Source organism: Vibrio diazotrophicus, from assembly GCF_038452265.1.
Classification (GTDB): Bacteria; Pseudomonadota; Gammaproteobacteria; order Enterobacterales; family Vibrionaceae; genus Vibrio; species Vibrio diazotrophicus.
In genome coordinates, this window is the sequence record NZ_CP151843.1 from 1,350,409 (window position 1) to 1,371,815 (window position 21,407).

The following is a 21,407-nucleotide window of genomic DNA, read 5'->3' on the forward strand; positions in this document are numbered from 1 at the left end:
GCTTCAACAATCACTCATTGATGCTAGGATGCTGCCGATTTTGGTATTGAGGCAACTGAGCTTTAAGCGCTTCAAAAGTGTTGAAAGCACTCGAAACAGAAAGTTGATTTGCCAGCCAGTCAGGCAGGAAACCACCCGGATCTGCGTACGCAGTGTAATCGATATGAGTCAAGCCATTGGTGAGCTTTTCTAAAGTCCAATCCGCCTGAACGGATTTTATCCGAACGTAGCCTTTTTGTTCTGGGTATTGGTCTGCCGCGTCTTTGATTTCCAGTCTAAACGCACCATTATCAACTTGGTATTTTGAGTACGTCACCATATCCCTGTCTCGGGCAGGCCATGGGGCAGAGAACTGGGTATAGACGATGTTTTCGTTGGGCGAAATCTGCTTCAATACTTTGCTGCTGCTGACTTTATCCAACCAGTTGGGCAGGTTATCACTGTCTTCCAGCAGAACTAAGAACGCTTGATAAGTGGTGGGAGCAAACATCTGTGCGCGGATTTCGACCAAGCCTCCTTGATGTTCACGAATGTGAATTCGAATGCCGTCTTCGCTTTTTGCGAGTTTCCATGGCATGTCGGTGTTGTCACTGTTCGCCCAAACCAGACTTTGAGCGAAAAGTAGCGATAAAGTGATTGCGCGCGTAAACATAAAGCTCCTATCTAAACAGTATCCTCCTGAGAGGAGTACGCTCGATTCCTTTCACTAAGAGTAGAGTGATAATCGTCGTTCCTGCAAACAGCGTGATGTCTCTGTCCCAGCTGCTTTGTTGTAACAGCCCAGAAATGTTCATCACAATGATCGCAACCAGTAAGTGGCTAACATAGATGCCTAATACGCTGCTAGCGTAAGACTGTATCCACGCTGCACTTCCCCAGTTGGGTTTTGCTAACAGAACAAATAAAGTTCCAACGCCCCATAATACGGTGCCGAACAGGTAATCGTTGTAGCTAAACACTTGTCCATGTTGGTGTAATCCATACGCTTCAGCAAAATGCAAAGCCATTCCTGATAGCGCCAATAACGATGCCATTTTTATGTTACAGGCGATACTGTGTTCGCGTATCACATAACCAATAGTCACCATCAAAGTACTAAAGAACGGACCATTACGGGTAAAAAATGGTGCTTCCAATTCCGTCACTACATTGTAGCTTCCCGCCAATACACCGTAGATGTAAAGCATGGCCGCGACTGGAATGATCCACTTTGACATATTCCAGCGAACTAAAGCAGCAATAATTGCTATCGCCATAATCAATGAAGGTATAAACCATAGGTGCACTAAGCCGCCTTCGAGCAGAGAGTTCACAGGAGTCATCAGCAGATAGTCCCAGTAACTCATACGTTCTGCGAGGTAACCTTTTTCTGCAACATCAGCAAAGTTAAAAGGCATCAGCAGGCTGAAAAAGCTCCAAACCAGCCAAATACGAACCAGTGGCAGAGAATATCGTTTCACTGTCTCGAAAGGCGTCGCGTTTAGCTTAGGTTGTATGAGGTAGCCTGATATCAAGAAGAACAGCGGAACTGCAAAGCGAGTGGCTTGATTAAACAGATACGCAAGCCAGGGTTCATCATTGTAAAAGGTATGAGTGGTAAATAACTGGCAGTGAAGGCCAATAATAGCGAGCATAGCCACGGTTCTTCCGAACTCTAGGCTCTTGATTTTATTTATCGAAGACATAAGTACTTACACAGAAAAAAGGAAAGCGAGAACAATACTGGATATGCAACTCATCTCTTTCGACTCACATCAATAAATTAGAGCTTGGTACGAACGATGGCTCTGATATGTGAACTGGATACGGCTCTGTTACATCAGATTAAACGCTGACAGCAGGAAAATACCCAAGGTGCATGAGAACAGGGAAAAAACAGTGGTGAGTGCAATGATATTAGCTGCCAAGGTGGCATTTCCGCCCATTGCTCTCGCCATCACGTAACTTGCCGCTGCGGTTGGCGCAGAGCTCATCAAGAAAACCAGTCCGAGTTCCATGCCTCTGAATCCAAACATCAGTGCGCCAAGGGTGGTCAGAAGCGGAGCGAGTATTAGCTTAAACCCTGTGGCATACCAAGCGGGTGCATTATCTTCTTTCAATGCTTTTAGATCTAACGAGCCACCAGTGCAAAGAAGTGCCAAAGGCAGTGTCATGTTACCCAAATAGCGCCCAGCGTCCGTGACCATTTTAGGTATTGGGATGGAAAATCCGTAGCAAAAGAGACCGAACAATATTGCGATGATCAGCGGGTTCTTGGTTAAAGTTCGAAAGATGATTTTCGATGGAGGAGTGCCTTTGGTATCGCTTTTCGCGCTTAAAGTGATCACCGCCTGTACGTTGTATAGCAATGTCATGCTTGCCACATAAATCGCCGCAAGTGCAACCCCATCATTGCCATAAGCGTTAGCAACATAAGCGATGGCGATAATGGCAGTATTGGCGCGAAATGCGCCTTGGATGATCACCCCTTGATCTTGTGGGCGATTAAACGCCTTTTTGGTGACAAAAGTGGTGAACAGAAAGAACAGAAAATTCGCCACAAGGCCGTAAATAATTAGAGAAGCGCTGGAAGAGAAATCGTGCTTTGAACTTATGATGCTTAAAAACAACATGGTTGGCAGCGTCACTTCAAACACTATCTTGGAGGCGACTTCGATAAAGTTATCGTTAATCAGATTGATACGTTTAAGAAATACTCCGAGTACCAGCATCAAGCAAATAGGGCCGGTAATGGAGGCCGAAAACATCAATAACTGAAAGAGACTGTCCACGCCCATTCCTTGAACTTCAGGTGAAGATAGAGATTAGAAGCAATAAACACCGTCGCTCTAACAAACGACAGTGCTTATTGTAAGATTTTTATACTCTACAGCGTGTTGGAGTTGATTGGAATACGCCTTCTAATGGTTAACCTTATGAACAACAACTTGCTTTTTCTTGTTTCGGGCTAAATCTCTTCCACAGATCAGCCGCAATAATGACCGCTAACGCGATGCCGCTTGCCCAAGCGATAACGGGTGGTAACAGTTCATTGCTGGCCGCTAGCTGGGCGTCGATATTGATAGCAAAAGTATCGACTAAAAAGTTGGTGGCATAACCGAATAGAATCGCCACACCCACCACACCGACTAGGTAGCTAACCAGTGCTTTTGTCCCTAATTCTTTTCTCACTATACCTAGGGTCGCCATGTTGGTGGCAGGGCCTGCCAGTAAGAAAACCAATACTGCGCCGGGTGATACACCTGCCAGCATTAGGCCTGCGGCAATTGGAGTTGAAGCAGACGCGCAGATATACATAGGTACACCAATCAGTGCCATCAGTACCATTGCCCAAGGGCTACGGCTGATTTCTACTAGTGCTTCAGAAGGCACAAACGTCACCACCAAAGCTGAAATGATAAGACCCACAATGAGCCACAGTGACAGGTCTTCAATCAAATCGGTAAATGCGTATTTTTGCCCTTGCCATAACTTGTTTAACCATGACTCTGCTTTTGGTTGAGATGAGTGTGTAGATGAGCCAGAGCTACTACAACTGTGAGAACCTGAACAACAAGAAGTTTTGACGGCTTCGGTTGCTGGCTGTGGGGTTTGTGTCTCTTTGTCTGTGATTAACACCAAAAACGCCGCGGCAATGGCTGAAGTTGTCGCCGCTATAGGTCGAATGACCGCCATAAATGGCCCTAACAGCGCATAGGAAATAGCAATCGAGTCAACGCCAGTCTCCGGGGTTGAGATTAAAAAGGCGGTGGTTGCGCTTTTTGAAGCGCCACCTCGACGAAGCCCAACCGCAGCAGGAATAACGCCACAAGAACAAAGTGGCAGTGGCATGCCCAAAACAGCGGCTTTGACACTCGGCCACATTCCATGTCCGGTTAGGTGTTTACTCAGTTTATCGTTGCTAAGGGTTACTTTAAGAATACCGGCAACGAACAAACCTATGATCAGCCAGAAAGAAGCATCAAGCCATAAATCGAGTAAGGTATCTAAAAAGGTCGTGATAGCTTGCATATTAAGCTTCCTCTGGTTGAGTTTGAGTAAGGGCCGTCAGGATGGTGCAGTGTTCTGCGGAATGAGCGCCCCCACAGCATCGTTCATTAATCACTTTCAAGGCGTTGTGCATATGCTGTAGCTGGGCAATACGCAGTTCAATTTCATGAAGTTTTGCCAGTGTGATGTCTTTAACTTCTTGGCAGGTGTGCTGATCAGGCTCTATCTGAATCGAAAGCAATTCCTGAATATCACTCAGAGATAAACCCACTTCTTTAGCGTGAAGGATGAATTTCAATCTATCAATGCAGTTTTGAGCATACTGACGATAACCATTGTCGGCGCGCAGCGGTTCGATTAAGCCTTGTTGCTCATAAAATCGAATAGCCTCAGTGGTTATGTTGAGTTGTTTAGCCAGTTGACCTCGGGTTAATGACGCCATTTACAAACCTCGATTCTGTATTCATTTTTTAACAGTATAAACTTTGTAGTTAAGTACAAGGTCAATACTTTATTTGTTTCAATGCAAATTTATTTTCCGTGTCTCTGCCTACAAAAAGACGGTTTGTAAAAAAAGAACGATCGTACTAAACTTCTTGGCGTGTTAACTGAATCTGATGAGTTATGAGCAAAGGAAAAATTACCCGCGAGAACATTTTGGCCAAAGCATTTGATCTTGCCAGTGAGAATGGTCTGGAAAGCTTAACGATAGGAGAGCTTGCCAAGCACTGTGGTATGTCAAAAAGCGGCTTATTTGCTCATTTCAATTCAAAAGAGAACCTGCAATTAGCGGTAGTTGATTTCGCTAACCAAGTTTTTATCTCTCGAGTTATCGCTCCTGCACGTGAGTTGGGTGACAAGAATATCGAAAGCAAACTGCGTTCTATCTTAGATAGTTGGATGGGCTGGAACCATTCATTCCAAGGGAGTTGTATGTTTTTGGATGCTTGGAAAGAATCGGCAAAAAGTGAATGTGCCATTCAGCAAGAGCTCAAGAAAATCATTTCTAATTGGATTCAGTATTTACAAATTCAGATAGATAAAGGTGTTGAGAACCGCCAGTTTCGGGCGGATTTGGACGCCAAGCAAGCGAGTTACGAGCTTTATGGCTTGTATCTTAGCGCGCATTTGTTCTATTCCATCTATGGACAAGAGCAAAGCCACCAAAGATTTTGGCAAGGAGTCAGCGATTTGTTTGATCGCTGGAAACGTTAACCAGCAAAAATTTACCAATAAAAAGCACGACCGTACGTTTTTGGTTTAAGGATAGTTATGAGTGAGAAAATTTACTTCAATACAGCACAACGTTTTAACTGGCGTCGTAGCTTAGTCAATGTCACCACACGTTTGCACCATTCGTTGGCTCCGAGGCACGCAAAGAAAACGGCTAGAAAGCTTCTTCTTACTCCAAGTCGTATGAAAGCGAAAAATCAGGCACCTGAGGGTTTAATCAAATCTTACGTTTCTTCACCAGAAGGCCAGTTAACCACTTACCGTTTGGGTAAAGGACCTATTTGGGTATTAACCCACGGTTGGTCTGGTTCTTCGAATCAGTTTTATCCTCTAATGGAGCACATTGCCTCTTTAGGTTTTACCGCTCTTGCTTACGATCATCCTGGTCATGGTGAAAGTGAAGGGGCGTTAGGGCACATTCCTGCGTTTGTGCGTGGACTAGAAGCGATCTTAGACAGTGAAGAAGACGTGGTTGGTTTGATTGGACACAGCATGGGTAATGCGACCGCGTTGGAGTGCCGACACTCTAAAATAGCAAACTGCCCTATGTTGCTGATTGCACCCGTATTGGACTATTTAGATAACTTGTTCAGCACTGTGGCTCGTTCCGGTTATTCCATGCGTCTGTTTGAAGAGGTCGTCAACGAAGTTCAAGACGAATACCGTTACCCAATTCAGTCGATTGACCCGTACAAAAAGCTTAAGCAGCGTGAGTCTCAGACTATAATTGTTCATGACGAAGGTGATAAATTTGCCAAATATTCGGTATCGCAAAAGGCGTCTCAAGAGATGGAAAGAGTTACGCTTATCACCACCCAAAACCAAGGTCATGGCAGAGTGATGACAAGCCCTGAGGTGATGAATGCATTTGATCAAATCGCTAAGCAGGTTTCTTAAGATTACGTTTTTTACTTTAGAGTCTGTTTAAAACTGATGTTTTATTAATCATCAGTCAAACGAAAAGGGATATTTATATTTCTATTTATTTCATAATGTTAAGTTGTTGGTTTTAATGTTGATTAGTTTAACAACTTGACAAAAAATTATTATCTCCTTGTTTGGTTACGTGTGATCATTGTGTTGCCGTAAGGCCTTTATAAGGAAAAATAATAATGAATAGAAATGATAGTGTCCCTTTACCCAGTAACACCCGAGAATGGTTTTTTCACCGAAACAGTATGATTGTCATTGCCGATCTTGCTCTGTTTTTCATCTTACTGTTTACCCTCCCGTTTGAGTACAACGTTGTTTTAGGCTTAAGTATGCTGACGTTTATCGCCATTCTCTGGCTGACGGAAGCATTACATGTAACCGTCACCGCGATACTTGTCCCAGTGATGGCGGTATTGTCAGGTGTGTTTGACACGCAAGCTGCCCTGAACAACTTTGCGAATTCTATTATCTTCCTATTTTTGGGCGGTTTTGCCCTAGCGGCGGCTATGCATCGCCAAGGTTTAGATAAAGTCATCGCAGATAAAGTTCTAGTACTTGCTCAAGGTCGAATGAGTGTCGCTGTCTTTATGCTGTTTGGTGTTTCTGCCGCTCTCTCTATGTGGATCAGTAACACTGCGACAACCGCGATGATGTTGCCTCTAGTGCTTGGTATTTTAAGTAAAGTAGATGATAAGCGAGGTCACTCTACCTATGTGTTTGTGCTTCTAGGCATTGCTTACAGCGCCAGTATTGGTGGAATTGCAACTGTGGTGGGTAGCCCACCAAACGCAATTGCAGCCGCAGAAGTGGGTTTAACATTTGTCGGTTGGATGAAATTTGGTCTTCCAACCACTTTAGTTATGCTGCCAATCTGTTTGGCCATTCTTTACTTCATGCTAAAGCCCGATCTCAGTGGTCAGTTTGATACTCATGAAGAACCTGTGGATTGGGATAAAGGCAAAATTGTCACATTAGCGATCTTCTCGCTGGTGGTATTCCTGTGGATTTTCAGTAAGCCAGTGAATGCCATGCTCGGTGGTTTTAAGAGCTTTGACTCACTGATTGCACTTTCTGCCATCATTATGGTGAGTTTTGCCCGAGTCGTGCACTGGAAAGACATTGAAAAAACAGCTGACTGGGGCGTGTTGCTTCTGTTTGGTGGCGGTATTTGTTTGAGCAATGTTTTGAAGCAAACAGGTACCAGCGTGTTTCTTGCCAATGAACTGAGTCAGTTAATATCAGACTTCGGCTTATTCTTTATCGTGTTTGTTATTGCGGTATTCGTTGTGTTCCTAACTGAATTTGCCAGTAACACGGCAAGCGCTGCATTGCTTGTTCCGGTATTCGCAAGCGTTGCCGAAGTTTTCGGCGTCTCACCAGTTCTGTTATCAGTACTGATTGCAGTTTCAGCATCTTGTGCATTCATGTTGCCAGTTGCCACCCCACCAAACGCTATCGTGTTTGCTACAGGACATATAGACCAAAGAGAGATGATGAAAGTCGGTTTCATCCTGAACATCGCCTGTATTGCCATCCTGTCTACAATCGCAATGACATTCTGGTAAGCCTAGCTTTAAGCGCTGTTTTGTTCTAAACAGCGCTCTATCTTATTGAAAAATATTAATAACCACGTTATTAATATGACCTCCATTCCAATGCGCAGTGTTTTTATTAATTTATTAATTAGTTGTAAATTGCATAACAAATATCTTTTTATAGGCAGTAATTTGTATTTTTAGGTTATATGTTGCCTAGACTAGGTAATATATTGCTTATTTCTTCTTCATTCATTGATATATAAAGACATAAATATTGGAATGATAATTGCTTTCTATTCATTAATATTAATTTAATAGTGGAAACATTGTGGCAAAAGGAATCATTGTAGGACATATAGGAAGTGACCATGATGGTTTCCCTCCTACCCCTGTAATATCAGGATCTAGTACCGTTAAAATTGATGGTAGTTCTGCGGCACGATTGGGGGATGCGCTTGCACCTCATGATAAACCTAAACATCCTCTTCATCCTCGCAGTATTTCTAGCGGTTCTGCAACTGTAATGTTTGATGGGATGCCTGCAGCAAGAGCTGGAGATTCAATTGACTGTGGTGGAGTATTACAAGGGTATAGCAGTGTTAATATCGATTAAGCGACATTGGTATGTGCACTTGTTTATCTTTTTCTCCTATTTAGCTTATGGAAACGGTGTTTCTTATGAACCTAGTCAATTAAGTAGTGATCAAGCGTTTGTGATTGGCAAACTTATGCGATCTCAGTTCAAGAATAGAGAAGCTCAACGTTACCTGAAATATTCAGCGGATAATGGACATTCATATGCGGCTTATTTATATGCTATGGAGTTATTGATTAATCACAAAGATGATAGATCGATGTATAAAAGTCGTGAATATTTGCTCAAAGCGGCAAATGGAGACAACCGGGATGCGATGAAACATCTTTATCAAGAAGCGAACTGGTTGACTGATAATGAAAGAAATATCTGGGGAAAAAGGTATTACAATACTTTAATAATGTTTGGTAAATGGAATCCGGGGAAGGTGTTCTATGAACTGTCTGAATTCCATGCGGATGATGATGAAGAACTTTCTCGCTACTATTTAGTAAAATCTATTGCTCTTAGTTATCCTCGCGCACTAATGAAGCAAGCAGATAGCTATATGAAAGGCTATGGTTCATTTTATCTTCCTGGCGAAAGAGAGACAGTAATAAGAAAACTGTATTTTTCAGCTGCAAAGCTGGATTACATTCCAGCGATTAAAAAATATATACAGCTATTAGAGAAAAATGGGCAGTTTAATTTGGCCTTTGAGTGGAGACAAAGAGCTTTAAATCTAGGGGATATTACTTCTCTAGCTTCATTAGCCTTTATTTATTCAGGAAACTTTAATCAAAATTATTCCTTTGTAGAGGTAAACAATGCCAAGGCAAAAGCCTACCTACAACTATATATTGATAATGTAGGCAATGAAAAATTTATTGCTTTAACGGAAAAGGTGGAAGGTCTATATGCCCATATATTGGATAGGTTACCACAAGAGCAATTAACTTATTCATCATTAATTGAAAGCGAACTTGAGAAGAATATTGAATTTTATAATTACGATTTATATTGGGATATTTAATTTAAATTAATCTCCAAGTATGAATATATCTATAATTTTTAGGCTTACTTCATATTTTAGTGAATGAAGTAATCTATTGCTTTAAAAATGGTGCAATCTTTACATCAATTAACCCTTACTCACAGTATTAAATTAAAAGATTTAAAACTAATCATATAAATCCACTTGTATAATTTTTTGGAGATGCTTTATGGCTAAAGAAGGAAGTGTCGCTCCACAGGAGCGGATTAACATCAAATATATTCCAGCGACAGGTGACGCTCAAGCTGAAGTAGAGCTCCCTCTTAAGACATTAGTCGTCGGTGATTTTAAAGGGCATGAAGAAGAAATCCCCCTTGAGGAAAGAAAGCCAGTTTCTGTTGATAAAAACAATTTTGAATCAGTGATGCGTGAAAGTGACTTGAAACTAACGACAGCAGTCAAAAATAAACTTGTTGATGATGATTCAACAGAGATGCTTGTGGAACTCAAGTTTCAATCATTAACCGATTTTGCTCCTGATTCAGTAGCTACACAGATTCCTGAGCTAAAGAAACTGATTGAGTTGCGAGAAGCATTAGTCGCATTGAAGGGGCCGCTAGGAAACATTCCTGCATTTCGAGAGCGTTTGCAGAGTTTAATCAATTCTGAGGAGTCTCGAGATCAACTTCTTTCTGAGCTGAGTATTGTTAATACATCTGAAAAATCTGTCTCTTAAGTTGACCTATTACTCTTGTCATTTATTTAACGTTAGGATTACTACTTAATGTCTGCAATTGAATTAACACGCGAGAATACTCAAACTCTTGAACGCAGCCTACTTGATGAAGTAATGGCCCAAACCCGGATGTCTCCTACTGAAGATGGATATGAAGTTGCTAAGAAAGGTATCGCTGTCTTCATTGAAAATTTAATTGGTTCAAATAAAGAGCAGGAACCGATTAATAAAGCTTTAGTCGACAAGATGCTTGTTGAGCTCGACAGAAAAATTAGTGCTCAAATGGATGAGGTATTACATGATAAGTCATTTCAGCAGATGGAGTCAGCTTGGAGAGGGTTAAAACTGTTTATTGATAGAACTGATTTTCGTGAAAACAACAAAGTTGAGTTATTACATGCAACGAAGGATGAGTTGCTGGAAGATTTTGAGTTTGCGCCAGAGACAACACAATCAGGTTTGTACAAACACGTATATTCGGCGGGGTATGGGCAGTTTGGTGGGGAACCTACAGGAGCGATTATTGGCAACTTTGCATTTACTCCCTCTACAAGTGACATAAAGTTGATGCAATATTTGGGGGCGTTAGGGGCAATGTCTCATGCGCCTGTGATATCCAGTGTTGGCCCTGAGTTTTTCGGCATCGAATCCTTTGAAGAACTACCAAATATAAAAGATATCAAAGCTATATTTGAAAGCCCTCAATACACCAAATGGCGCGCATTACGAGAATCAGAAGATGCCCGCTATCTAGGGTTAACTGCACCTAGGTTTTTGCTACGAGTTCCTTACGATGCAATTGACAACCCTATAAAGTCTTTTAATTACTCTGAGAATGTTAGTGAATCACATGAGCATTATCTTTGGGGGAACACAGCTTTTGCGTTTGCAACACGCTTGACAGATAGCTTCGCCAAGTATCGTTGGTGCCCTAATATTATCGGCCCGCAAAGTGGTGGAACAGTAGAAGATTTACCTGTTCATGTATTCGAATCAATGGGAGCTTTGCAGAGCAAAATACCTACCGAAGTATTGATAACCGATCGCAAGGAATTTGAACTGGCAGAAGAAGGATTCATAGCTCTTACGATGCGAAAGGGTAGCGACAATGCTGCATTTTTCTCTGCAAATTCAATCCAAAAGGCGAAAGTATTTCCTAATACTAAGGAAGGCCGAGAAGCCGAAACTAACTATAAACTGGGTACTCAGCTTCCTTATATGATGATTATTAACCGTCTTGCCCATTACGTTAAAGTTTTACAAAGAGAGCAAATTGGTGCGTGGAAAGAGAGACAGGATCTAGAGCGAGAGCTTAACTCATGGATCAAGCAGTATGTTGCCGATCAAGAAAATCCACCAGCAGATGTTCGTAGTCGCCGACCTTTAAGGGCCGCAAAAATTGAAGTTATGGACGTTGAAGGCAACCCTGGCTGGTACCAGGTAACACTATCTGTCCGTCCTCACTTCAAGTATATGGGGGCGAATTTTGAGCTGTCACTCGTTGGTCGTTTAGATCAGGCATAACAATGGTCTATTTATCAGCTGAAGAAAGCGTGTTTGGTGTTGGCTTCTTGGAGCGTTTAGAAGCCAATACTAAACCAGTATCTTTTATTCAAGGCCCAGACGTAAATGATGTGGTTGAGTCTATCAAGCGTAATGTTGCGAACATTTTGAATTCGAGAGTAGGTGGATCTGAAAGTGCTCCATTACTTGGTCTAATCGATTTTAATGATGCGACTCTGGAATCAATGGATTTATCTGTACGTATTAAGTTGGCCATCCAACATTGTCTTGAGCGGTATGAGCCAAGATTAAAAAATATCTTAGTTATCGCAGATAAAGATATGTATAGCTCTATGACCCTTAGCTTTTCCATCACTGCCTCAATTAATAGCGCTGCTCTTCATGAAAAGATCCGTTTCAGTCTTTTATTAGACAGCAACAGAAAGTATCGAGTGTATTAATTCGTATGAGTCAAGATAAATACTTTAGAGAAGAGCTTGCTTTTTTAAAAGATCAGGGAAAGGAATTTAGTGAGGTTTATCCTCAGTTATCTCGTTTCTTGCAAGGGCGAACTTTTGATCCAGATGTTGAGCGTCTATTGGAGGGCTTTGCATTTCTTACTGCTCGACTTAGGGAGAAGGTAGAAGACGAGTTTCCCGAATTTACTCATTCTGTAATCAATATGCTCTGGCCTAACTATCTACGACCACTTCCTAGTATGAGCATTGTAGCTTTTAATCCTGATAAAAGTCTCAGCAAGCAGCAGACAATATCAAAGGGTACTCAGTTAGATAGTAAAGCTATATCTGGAGCTCAATGTCACTTTAGAACATGTCGAGATGTTGAGATATATCCTTTGAACTGTGCCGGAGTCAGTGTTGTACATTCTCGCGAAGAATCCACATTGAGAATAACGCTAAGAACAGACAATGACCTGTCGTTAAATGACTTTAACTTAGAACGCTTAAGGTTCTTTTTAGGTGGGAATCGATATAGTTCTCAAATGTTGTATTTGTGGTTCAACCACCATTTAAAACAAATTGATGTTGAAGTGAATGGTTCAACTGTAGCTTTGTCTAGCAAAGCTATTTCTTGTGTTGGTTTTGGCCTTGATGATTCTCTACTTCCTTATCCGACAAATGTCTATGAAGGATACCGAATTCTTCAAGAGTATCTGTCATTCCCAGAAGCATTTCATTTCTTTGATGTTTTAGAACTCAGTCATATTTCTAAGTTTAGTGATGTAATAAGAGAGTTCACACTGGTCTTTAACTTTTCAAAGACGCTTCCAAATGATGTTCAAATAAATAGTGAAAGCTTTAGACTTTACTGTGCTCCAATAATTAATTTGTTTTCACACGATGCAGACCCTATCTATCTTCATGGAAGACAACCTGAATATCGTGTTATTCCTTCTACTCGCTTTCCTAAACATTATGAAGTGTTCAGCATTGATAGTGTTATCGGATGGCAAGACGGTGAAGGAGAGTTACAAGGGGCTTGTACAGAGAAACGTATATATTCGTCGTTCGAGAGCTTTCAGCATGAAATAGAGCGAATAGCCGAACGTAAAGCGTTGTATTACCGCTCGAGGGTTCGTAATAGTATTAGAGGGGATGGTTTTGATTCATACATTTCTTTTATTAGAGGGGATGAAGTCCAATCTATTAATCTTGATGAAACGATCTCGGTAGCACTGACCTGCACAAACAGACTACTACCTATAGAACTAGGGATTGGGGATATCTGTGAAGCGACAGCGTCATCACCACCCTATGCGAGATTTCAAAATATTACTGTCCCAACTCATCCTTTAAGACCCAATCTCGACGGCGGTTTATTGTGGACATTAATATCTAACTTATCACTAAACTATCTATCTTTATTATCAAAAGATGCACTTTGTTCTGTTTTGCGAGCCTATGATTTTCGTGCGTTAGTAGACCGGCAAGCTGAGCGAATCGCTCAGCAAAGGCTTAATGGCATTCAAAAGATAGACACCGTACCTATAGACAAGTTTTTTCAAGGGTTACCTGTTAGAGGCTTACGCTCGACACTCTACATGGATCAAACTGGTTTTGGTTCAGAAGGAGACCTGTACCTATTTGGTACTGTGTTAAGTCATTTCTTTGCGCTTTATGCAAGTATCAATTCGTTTCATGAATTGGAAATTATCAACATATCTAATCAAGAGAAATATACGTGGAACAGTCAAATCGGAATGCAGCCCCTGATTTAGAAATCAGAGAACAGCAGGTTCGAAACGACAACCTGCCAACAAACGTACATATGTACAACTTTTATCAGCTAGTTGAACTGCTGAGAAAGATGATTAGTCGCGATATGGCATCGGATCATTGGGAACGTTATTGTCAGCTGATTTTTAGCGCCAATCCCAGTTTAGGTTTTGCGCCCGCAGACGTCGTGTCTTTGCAATCTATAAATAATGATCGATTAGTAATGAAGACAAATTTTTTCGGTTTGTCTGGTGCGCAGTCTCCATTACCTGGATTTATAACAGAACAGCTAGTCAACGAAGAAGTCTTTGGATTGAAGCAGTCATTTTTTGATTTCTTTAATAACAGACTGATTAATTTGGTTTACCAAATTTGGCGGAAATATCGTTATTACGTCCGTTTCCAGCCGAACGCAGAAGATAATTTTTCTGCGCAATTACTCGCACTTGCTGGGTTGGGTGATGCTGGTTTACGCGGTGAAACACCTTTGAATTGGTGCAAAATGCTGGCTTACGTTGGCCCACTATCTGGCCGAAATCGTTCACCTCAAGTAGTAGCAGGCGTTATTGCTCACTATTTTGATTTGCCGAAAGTTGAAGTTTGTCAGTGGATAAAGCGAAAAGTTTATATAGATAGCCGCCAACAGTTCTCTCTTGGAAAACAAAGTGCTCATCTTGGTGTTGACACAGTCATCGGTGAATTTGCTATGGATTGCAAAAGCAAATTTATGCTCCGAATAAGCCAGTTGCCTCTTGAGCGATTTAGCCACTTTTTACCATCAGGAAAAGACTTCCCATCTATATGTAAGTTGGTTGACCTTCTACTACGAGAGCAGCTTTCTTATGACTTAGAACTTGTTCTGGATGAGCGCTCCACCACCAATTTTTCTCTAATGGCAACCGACAATACTGCTATAGGGTGGACATCATTCTTGGGGGCTCCCAACCAAGAAAAAAAAGTGCTTATTCAGGTGAGGCAATGAAAATGACTCGTTTGAATAAGCCTACATTAACGTTGTTAGTTACCAACACACAGCAACTTGAAGCGGGAAAGTCCGCACAGTTTTCTTGGTCAAATCATGGCGGGACAATCGGCTCTAGTACTTCAGACACTTGGTATTTACAAGATGGAGATGGGCAGGTTTTTGAGCAGCACTGTGAAGTGTTATTTGTTGACAATGATTTTTGCATTAAAGACTTAAGTGGTGAAACTTACATTAATGGCTCACTAATGCCTGTTGGCAGAGGAAAATTAGTTCGTCTAAAACAGAAGGATGAAATTCAACTAGGAAATCTTTGTTTAAGGACATTGGTTGAGAAAAGTAAAAATGACGATGAGAGTGACCTTAGATTAGAAACTTTACTTCTTCTAGATAAAGAGCGACTTGTTTCGACTGAAACGCCTGTTTGGGGGCGAGAAGAACAACAGACTGTAAATATTCTTGACCCAATTATTATATTGGAAGAGCAGGCAGCTAACCTAGTCAGTCAAGATATTACGGACCATGGAGTCTCAAACATTCAGAAATCGAGTTCTGTAGAGTGTCTCATCCCAAAAACTAACCATTTAAACCACAAGAAAACCTATTCCTTTCAGGCAAATAATGAGTTTGAAATTACGTCATCAATTATCTTAAAAAAAAACTCCCAAATAGATTTTAAAAACGCATGGTATGCAGATTTTGAAGCTGAAAACCACACCACTCACGCAATCAGAGAAACAGAAGATCATTTATCTAAGGGCATAACAATGGACGAGAAAGAATTAGATTTACTTGAGGAGGAAGTTGCAAAAAGCGTTTCACCAACACCCAGCAATCGATATGACGATGATCTGAGTGTGAGCCATTTAGTCGCTGGTCCAGTGCTACTCGGTTTAGGTGTGAATGTTTCCCAGTCAACGGATATGCATAGTATGCAGCTTCTATCAAAGGAATTTGGTGAGTCAATTCAAGCGTGCATTCATGGCCTAATTGAATTGCATCAGCAAATGAAAGTTGGACGTTATGGTTCTATGAACCGACGGTTACAGCCTATTGAAGATAACCCATTACGTTTGGGACTAGGTTATGAAGAGACAATTCAAACTTTGTATGACGCAGATAGAAGCATGGTTCATCTTTCTGCACCAGCTGCTATTGCAGAAAGCTTGAAAAATATTGGCGATCACAATGCGGTTGTTCAATCCGCTACTTCTGAAGCGTTGCATCAACTATTGGAAGCATTTTCGCCGCAAGTTTTATTGCGACGTTTCCAGCAGTACAGACGTAATACTGAGCAAAGTTCTGCTTCTCATGACACTTGGGCTTGGGATATGTACTGCAGTTACCATCAAGAACTGACTTCTCAACGCCAAAACGGGTTTGAAAACTTGTTCTGGGAAATCTTTGAACAGTCTTATGACAGAAAAATCAGAGAGAAGCAGCGGGAGCTATAACGGTGATGAAACAGTGGTTTTTATCAGCAACGTTGGTGTTATTAACGGCGTGTAGTTCTTCGGAAAATGTACCGCCTCCGAAAATGCCAACCACCGTGACTTTTAGCCTAGTCTCAGATCGACATGTCAATCCTAATGTATGGGGAGAAGCTTCTCCTGTAGAAATTCAAGTTTTTGAATTGACCGATGAATCTATGTTTATGTCAGCGGGATATGACCAGATAAGAGACGATTACGAGAAAGCCTTAAAGAGTAATTTCGTTAAAAACTACGACTATGTATTAACTCCAGGTCATTTCAAGTTTGTGAATGCTATCGAATTAGATAAAGAAACTCGCTACATAGGTGTAATGGCTCATTTTGCAGACCCTGAGCTAAGTGAGTGGAAGAAAGCTGTGAAAGTTCTCAACTTAGGGCGTGAATATCATCTGTTAATGCAGTTTAAAGATTATGAAGTCAGATTGGACAGGGTGGAGTAAATCAAGATGTTTGCGAGAAATCGTGTGATTTGGAATGAAGGACTTTTTATTAAGCCTCAGCACTTTCAACAGCAGCAACGCTATCTGGAATACCATATAGATGAGCGTATTCGATCTGTAAGCCACTATCTTTATGGGGTATCTGAACTTTCACTTAACCCTGAATATTTATCATTTGGACGGATAGCGATAGAGCGTGCTGTAGGTGTCATGCCTGATGGTTTAGCATTTCGTATTCCCCAAGAAGATATATTGCCGGAAGCGCTCGAAATTGATGATGCTTCGCTAGTTAATCAAATCATTTACCTAGCTGTGCCGCTTCGAAGCCCTTCTCTGCTAGAGATTAATTGGCCACAGGAGCGAGGTACAGGTCGATATATCAGCCAACGCTTGGAGGTTATAGATACACATACTGTGAACGGTGACACCACGGTAATTGATGTTTCACCAGCTAAGATTCAACTGATGCTCCAGAAGCAGGATAGGAGTGCGTTTGCTTCAATAGCCATTGCCAGAATTTTAGAAAAACGACCAGATGGCAGTGTCATCTTAGACCCGGATTTCATTCCTTGTCATTACAATGTAACTGACAACAACGCATTACATCGCTTTATCAATGAGGTATCCGGGTTAATGCGTGAACGAGCTAAAAATCTTGCGCAGCGTATTAATACACCTTCACAAGGAGGAGTGGCTGATGTTTCAGATTTTATGTTATTGCAGGCTCTTAATAGACTCCAACCGCAGTTGAAACATCTTTCTGACCTACGCAACTTACACCCAGAGAGGCTGTTTGAATGCTTGTCTCAGCTATATGGCGAACTTTCGACCTTTACGGATGAAAGTAGACTACCACCTTCAGCACCAAGTTATAACCATGATATGCCAACGGAATCATTCCAATCCGTAATCCGGCATCTTCGGCAAAGCTTAAGCGTCGTGATGGAACCTAGAGCCGTTTCTATCCATTTAGATAAGAGGAAATATGGATTAACCGTAGCTCCCATTCATGATTCTAGTCTTATGGAAGATGCTGAATTTATTATTTCAGTTAAAGCTCGTATGCCTTTGGAAGATCTTCAGCGTTTATTTATCCAACAAATGAAGGTGTCATCAGTTGAGAAGATAAAAGAACTCATTTCTTTGCAGTTGCCGGGAATCTCGTTGATATCTTTGCCTGTAGCCCCTCGACAATTGCCTTATCACGCAGGATATATCTATTACCAATTGGATAAAACATGCCCAGCTTGGGACGCGATTACGCATTCAAGTGGTTTCGCATTCCATATAGCCGCTGTATTTGAAGACTTGGATATTCAATTTTGGGCGATTAGGAACTAGCTATGAATGTAAATAAAAAAGAAACGCCTCTAAGCCGCTTATTATTTGATGATGTAGAGAAGATCAATTTTGATCAAGACTACTGGTTTCAGTTACGTGGTGCATCGGCAAATTGTTTTATTGATGCGGCTACACCCTTATTGGGTTTATCGTTACGAGTGCGCTCATTAGCGCAATGTCCCACGATTGAAGCTATTTACGACCAAACAATAGAAGAAATCAAATCTATCGAGATTGAGTTGATTGAGCAAGGAATCGATCATCCCACACTTATGGCTTATCGATATGTACTTTGTGCCTATTTGGATGAAGCTGTGATGGGAACAGAATGGGGATCTTCTAGCTCTTGGGCTGAATACTCGATGCTCTCACGTTTTCACAATGAAACTTGGGGTGGAGAAAAAGTGTTTTCCATACTTACTCGCCTGTTAATAGAGCCGGATCGCTATAAAGCCCTTTTGCAATTTGTTTATCACTGTCTGATTTTAGGATTCGAGGGTAAATACAAAGTGATGGATGGGGGACAAGCTGAACGAGAGAAGGTCATCTCTAAGTTACATCTCATTTTAAGCGGTGCCAATGAAGAAGACATTGGAGGCTTAATTTCTCCATCAAACAACATAGTGAAGTCTAAATACAAAATCAGCCAGCAGCTCCCAGTTTGGTCGATATTTGCAGGTTTTTTTCTGTTTTTAACAGGGGTTTTTCTTGGCTACAGCTATTTGCTACATAAAAAATCTACTGATGTATTAACTCAGTTAAATCAAATTCTTTAAGAAACATTAAGGCTAGGTTAACGCTGTGATCCGAATTGAATTGCCCACACTAATTTCTAAATTAAATGAACAGAGTAAACTTGCCTTAGAGCAAGCCGCTTCCTTATGCATTGAGCAACGGCATTCAGAAATTACAATTCTCCATTATTTAGATGCATTGCTTGAGAATCCTCTTTCAGACATTAGAACTGTTCTTAAGTCCTTCGAGATTGCTCACGAAGATTTGAAGCAAGCTCTAGTTACTTATTATTCCAGCGATGAAACGCTGGATTCCTATCCGGCATTTTCTCCCATGTTAGTAGAGCTTCTGCAGGATGCTTGGCTATTATCCTCGACAGAACTGGCGCAAGATGAGTTACGTTCAGGTGCTATTTTATTAGCTGCTTTACTGTCTCCTTCACGATATTTAGATCAATCTCTAGTAAGTATTTTGTCGCCCATTAATAAAGAAACGTTAAAAGGCCAGTTTGTTCATTTACTTATGGATTCTGCGGAAAGTAAATTCTCGTCAGGAATATCAGAAGTATGTGAGTCGAAGGTATCAAATAAAGCGGCTTCGATACTCGAAAAGTACTGTACTAATGTCACTCAGCTAGCAAGAAACAATGAACTTGATCCAGTTTTATGTCGTGATGATGAACTGGATTTAATGATTGATATCTTATGCCGCAGGCGGAAAAACAACCCTATTGTTGTTGGCGATGCAGGAGTTGGTAAAAGCGCAATGTTTGAGGGTTTGGCGCTTCGAGTAGTAAAAGGCGAAGTCCCAGTACAATTAATAAATGTAGAGTTACTATCCCTCGATCTAGGGTTGCTCCAAGCTGGTGCCTCCGTCAAAGGTGAATTTGAAAAACGTTTAAAAGGCGTCATTAATGAAATTAAGCATTCCGCTAAACCCATCATACTGTTTATTGATGAGGCACATACCTTGGTTGGTACAGGAAACCAAGAAGGAGGAAGTGATGCCGCGAACATACTTAAGCCAGCATTAGCAAGGGGAGAACTAAGCACAGTTGCTGCTACCACTTGGAAAGAGTACAAAAAATACTTTGAGAAAGATCCAGCATTGGCTCGTCGCTTTCAATTGGTAAAACTAGGTGAACCAAGTATTTCTCAATCAGTTCATATTCTGCGAGGGCTTTGTCAGGCTTATGAAGATGCTCATCAAGTTATGATCTCTGATGAAGCGCTGAAATCTGCTGTCGAACTTTCTGCTCGTTACATTTCAGGTAAACAACTCCCAGACAAAGCTATTGATGTACTTGATACCGCATGTGCGCGGATAGCAATCAATATAACTACTCCTCCTAAACGGTTATCTCAGTTAAATACACTCTGTATGCAAAGAGATACCGAAATTCGTATGCTTGAGAGGTCTCAATATTTAGGAGAAGAAGTCGATGAACAAAGACTCTCGGATCTTGGACTGCAAAAGTTGGCTGATGAAGAAGAAAAAGAGCGACTAACCGCTCGTTGGCAAAACCAAAAAGACATCGTTGAAAACATCATCCATTTGCGTAGCAAATTACTTAACTGTGATCTTTTTGAGTTAGATTCAAATAGTTTAGAGAACATTCGTACTGACCTTCACCTTAACAGTAAGAGGTTTGAAGATATCCCTCACAACGAGCGACTCATTCACCCTCAAGTGGATGCAATGCAAATCGCTGAAGTTATTGCTGATTGGACAGGTGTTCCAATCGATCAGATGAACAGTGATGAGCTATACAAAATAACGAATTTAACGTCGATATTGGACGCCGAAATAAAAGGGCAAACGACGGCTATTGAGAGAATTCACCGCTGCATTTTGACTGCTCGTGCAGACTTACGCCGTTCTGGAAGACCCAAAGGTGCTTTTTTGTTGGTTGGCCCTAGCGGAGTGGGTAAAACAGAAACAGTTGTCCAACTAGCTCAGCAGTTATATGGCGGAAAGCAGTTCCTAACCACTATTAACATGTCTGAATACCAAGAAAAGCACACAGTCTCTCGCCTTATTGGTTCGCCTCCGGGTTATGTTGGATACGGAGAAGGTGGCATTTTGACCGAAGCTATCAGAAAAATGCCGTATTCTGTTGTGTTGCTTGATGAAGTTGAAAAAGCACATCCCGAAGTTCTGAATGTTTTTTACCAAGCATTTGATAAAGGTGAGTTGGCGGATGGTGAAGGCAGACTTATTGATTGCCAAAATATTGTCTTTTTCCTCACATCCAATTTGGGTTATCAAACCATTGTCAATCACAGCCATGAGCCTGAATTGATTTGCGATAGCTTATATCCAGAATTGGCTGAATTTTTCAAACCAGCCTTGTTAGCTCGCATGGAAGTTGTCCCATACTTACCTCTAAGTCGGGAAATATTGGAGCAGATTGTTCATGGAAAACTAGAACGATTAGAACAGCTTTTTACTGAGAGATATCAATGTGAAGTGGCTATCGAAAAGCGACTGGTTGAGGAGATTCTTAAGCGTGCCACCAGATCTGAAAGCGGCGCGCGAATGTTAGAAGCCATCATTGAAGGGCAGTTGCTGCCTACAATATCTCTATCAATATTGAATCATCTTGCAGAAAGAAAGCCTATTGAAAAAGTCTATCTTGATGTTGTAGAAGGTGAATTCGTTGGAGAGGTGGTTTAACT

The 21,407-nt window shown here is 41.3% G+C and carries 20 protein-coding genes; 15 read left to right on the forward strand and 5 right to left on the reverse strand.

Annotated elements, in window-relative coordinates; genetic code table 11:
• Window positions 1-10: 10 nt before the first annotated feature.
• The 5 genes from AAGA51_RS21385 to zntR all read right to left on the reverse strand — a co-directional run bounded on the left by AAGA51_RS21385 (window position 11) and on the right by zntR (window position 4,432).
• Window positions 11-652 carry an START domain-containing protein gene (locus tag AAGA51_RS21385; protein ID WP_042479584.1) on the reverse strand — a complete coding sequence of 214 codons (642 nt, stop codon included), beginning with the start codon at window positions 650-652 and terminating at the stop codon, window positions 11-13.
• Between the two features lie 7 nt (window positions 653-659).
• Window positions 660-1,685 carry an acyltransferase gene (locus tag AAGA51_RS21390; RefSeq protein ID WP_042479586.1) on the reverse strand — a complete coding sequence of 342 codons (1,026 nt, stop codon included), beginning with the start codon at window positions 1,683-1,685 and terminating at the stop codon, window positions 660-662.
• 129 nt (window positions 1,686-1,814) lie between these two features.
• A complete protein-coding gene (locus AAGA51_RS21395) occupies window positions 1,815-2,747 on the reverse strand; it encodes an AEC family transporter (RefSeq protein ID WP_255209344.1) in 933 nt (310 codons plus the stop codon).
• A 166-nt stretch (window positions 2,748-2,913) separates the two neighbouring features.
• Window positions 2,914-4,011 (reverse strand): SO_0444 family Cu/Zn efflux transporter, encoded by a 1,098-nt coding sequence (locus AAGA51_RS21400; protein WP_042479588.1) that lies wholly within the window; start codon window positions 4,009-4,011, stop codon window positions 2,914-2,916.
• Between the two features lies 1 nt (window position 4,012).
• Complete coding sequence (gene zntR, locus AAGA51_RS21405; protein ID WP_042479589.1) at window positions 4,013-4,432, reverse strand: Zn(2+)-responsive transcriptional regulator; 420 nt, start codon at window positions 4,430-4,432, stop codon at window positions 4,013-4,015.
• 182 nt (window positions 4,433-4,614) lie between these two features.
• Between zntR and AAGA51_RS21410 the strand changes: the two genes are divergently transcribed.
• The 15 genes from AAGA51_RS21410 (at window position 4,615) to tssH (ending at window position 21,405) form a co-directional block, all read left to right on the forward strand.
• Window positions 4,615-5,205 carry a TetR/AcrR family transcriptional regulator gene (locus AAGA51_RS21410; protein WP_042479591.1) on the forward strand — a complete coding sequence of 197 codons (591 nt, stop codon included), beginning with the start codon at window positions 4,615-4,617 and terminating at the stop codon, window positions 5,203-5,205.
• A 57-nt stretch (window positions 5,206-5,262) separates the two neighbouring features.
• Window positions 5,263-6,120 (forward strand): alpha/beta fold hydrolase, encoded by an 858-nt coding sequence (locus AAGA51_RS21415; RefSeq protein WP_042479593.1) that lies wholly within the window; start codon window positions 5,263-5,265, stop codon window positions 6,118-6,120.
• Window positions 6,121-6,335: 215 nt separating this feature from the next.
• Entirely contained in the window at window positions 6,336-7,721 is a 1,386-nt protein-coding gene (locus AAGA51_RS21420) for an SLC13 family permease (protein ID WP_042479594.1), read from the forward strand.
• A gap of 301 nt (window positions 7,722-8,022) precedes the next feature.
• Window positions 8,023-8,307 (forward strand): type VI secretion system PAAR protein, encoded by a 285-nt coding sequence (locus AAGA51_RS21425; RefSeq protein ID WP_042479597.1) that lies wholly within the window; start codon window positions 8,023-8,025, stop codon window positions 8,305-8,307.
• Entirely contained in the window at window positions 8,291-9,301 is a 1,011-nt protein-coding gene (locus tag AAGA51_RS21430; RefSeq protein WP_042479599.1) for a hypothetical protein, read from the forward strand. The genes AAGA51_RS21425 and AAGA51_RS21430 overlap by 17 nt, the downstream gene beginning before the upstream one ends.
• 190 nt (window positions 9,302-9,491) lie before the next feature.
• Entirely contained in the window at window positions 9,492-9,998 is a 507-nt protein-coding gene (gene tssB / locus AAGA51_RS21435; RefSeq protein ID WP_042479601.1) for a type VI secretion system contractile sheath small subunit, read from the forward strand.
• Window positions 9,999-10,046: 48 nt separating this feature from the next.
• Complete coding sequence (gene tssC / locus AAGA51_RS21440) at window positions 10,047-11,522, forward strand: type VI secretion system contractile sheath large subunit (protein WP_042479602.1); 1,476 nt, start codon at window positions 10,047-10,049, stop codon at window positions 11,520-11,522.
• Between the two features lie 2 nt (window positions 11,523-11,524).
• Complete coding sequence (gene tssE / locus AAGA51_RS21445) at window positions 11,525-11,962, forward strand: type VI secretion system baseplate subunit TssE (RefSeq protein WP_042479604.1); 438 nt, start codon at window positions 11,525-11,527, stop codon at window positions 11,960-11,962.
• Between the two features lie 5 nt (window positions 11,963-11,967).
• Window positions 11,968-13,740 carry a type VI secretion system baseplate subunit TssF gene (gene tssF / locus AAGA51_RS21450; RefSeq protein WP_042479606.1) on the forward strand — a complete coding sequence of 591 codons (1,773 nt, stop codon included), beginning with the start codon at window positions 11,968-11,970 and terminating at the stop codon, window positions 13,738-13,740.
• Window positions 13,704-14,720 (forward strand): type VI secretion system baseplate subunit TssG, encoded by a 1,017-nt coding sequence (gene tssG / locus AAGA51_RS21455; RefSeq protein ID WP_415679585.1) that lies wholly within the window; start codon window positions 13,704-13,706, stop codon window positions 14,718-14,720. The genes tssF and tssG overlap by 37 nt, the downstream gene beginning before the upstream one ends.
• A gap of 2 nt (window positions 14,721-14,722) precedes the next feature.
• On the forward strand, window positions 14,723-16,174 hold the full coding sequence (tagH, locus tag AAGA51_RS21460) for a type VI secretion system-associated FHA domain protein TagH (protein ID WP_042479903.1): 1,452 nt from the start codon (window positions 14,723-14,725) through the stop codon (window positions 16,172-16,174).
• Between the two features lie 5 nt (window positions 16,175-16,179).
• On the forward strand, window positions 16,180-16,653 hold the full coding sequence (gene tssJ / locus AAGA51_RS21465) for a type VI secretion system lipoprotein TssJ (protein ID WP_042479905.1): 474 nt from the start codon (window positions 16,180-16,182) through the stop codon (window positions 16,651-16,653).
• Between the two features lie 6 nt (window positions 16,654-16,659).
• Window positions 16,660-17,994, forward strand: coding sequence for a type VI secretion system baseplate subunit TssK (gene tssK, locus AAGA51_RS21470; protein ID WP_042479608.1), 1,335 nt, complete (start codon window positions 16,660-16,662; stop codon window positions 17,992-17,994).
• 2 nt (window positions 17,995-17,996) lie between these two features.
• Window positions 17,997-18,770, forward strand: a complete 774-nt coding sequence (gene icmH, locus AAGA51_RS21475; RefSeq protein ID WP_042479610.1) for a type IVB secretion system protein IcmH/DotU — start codon at window positions 17,997-17,999, stop codon at window positions 18,768-18,770.
• Between the two features lie 25 nt (window positions 18,771-18,795).
• Window positions 18,796-21,405: a type VI secretion system ATPase TssH gene (gene tssH, locus AAGA51_RS21480; protein ID WP_042479611.1), complete on the forward strand. Its 2,610-nt coding sequence runs from the start codon at window positions 18,796-18,798 to the stop codon at window positions 21,403-21,405.
• The last annotated feature ends 2 nt before the right edge of the window (window positions 21,406-21,407 follow it).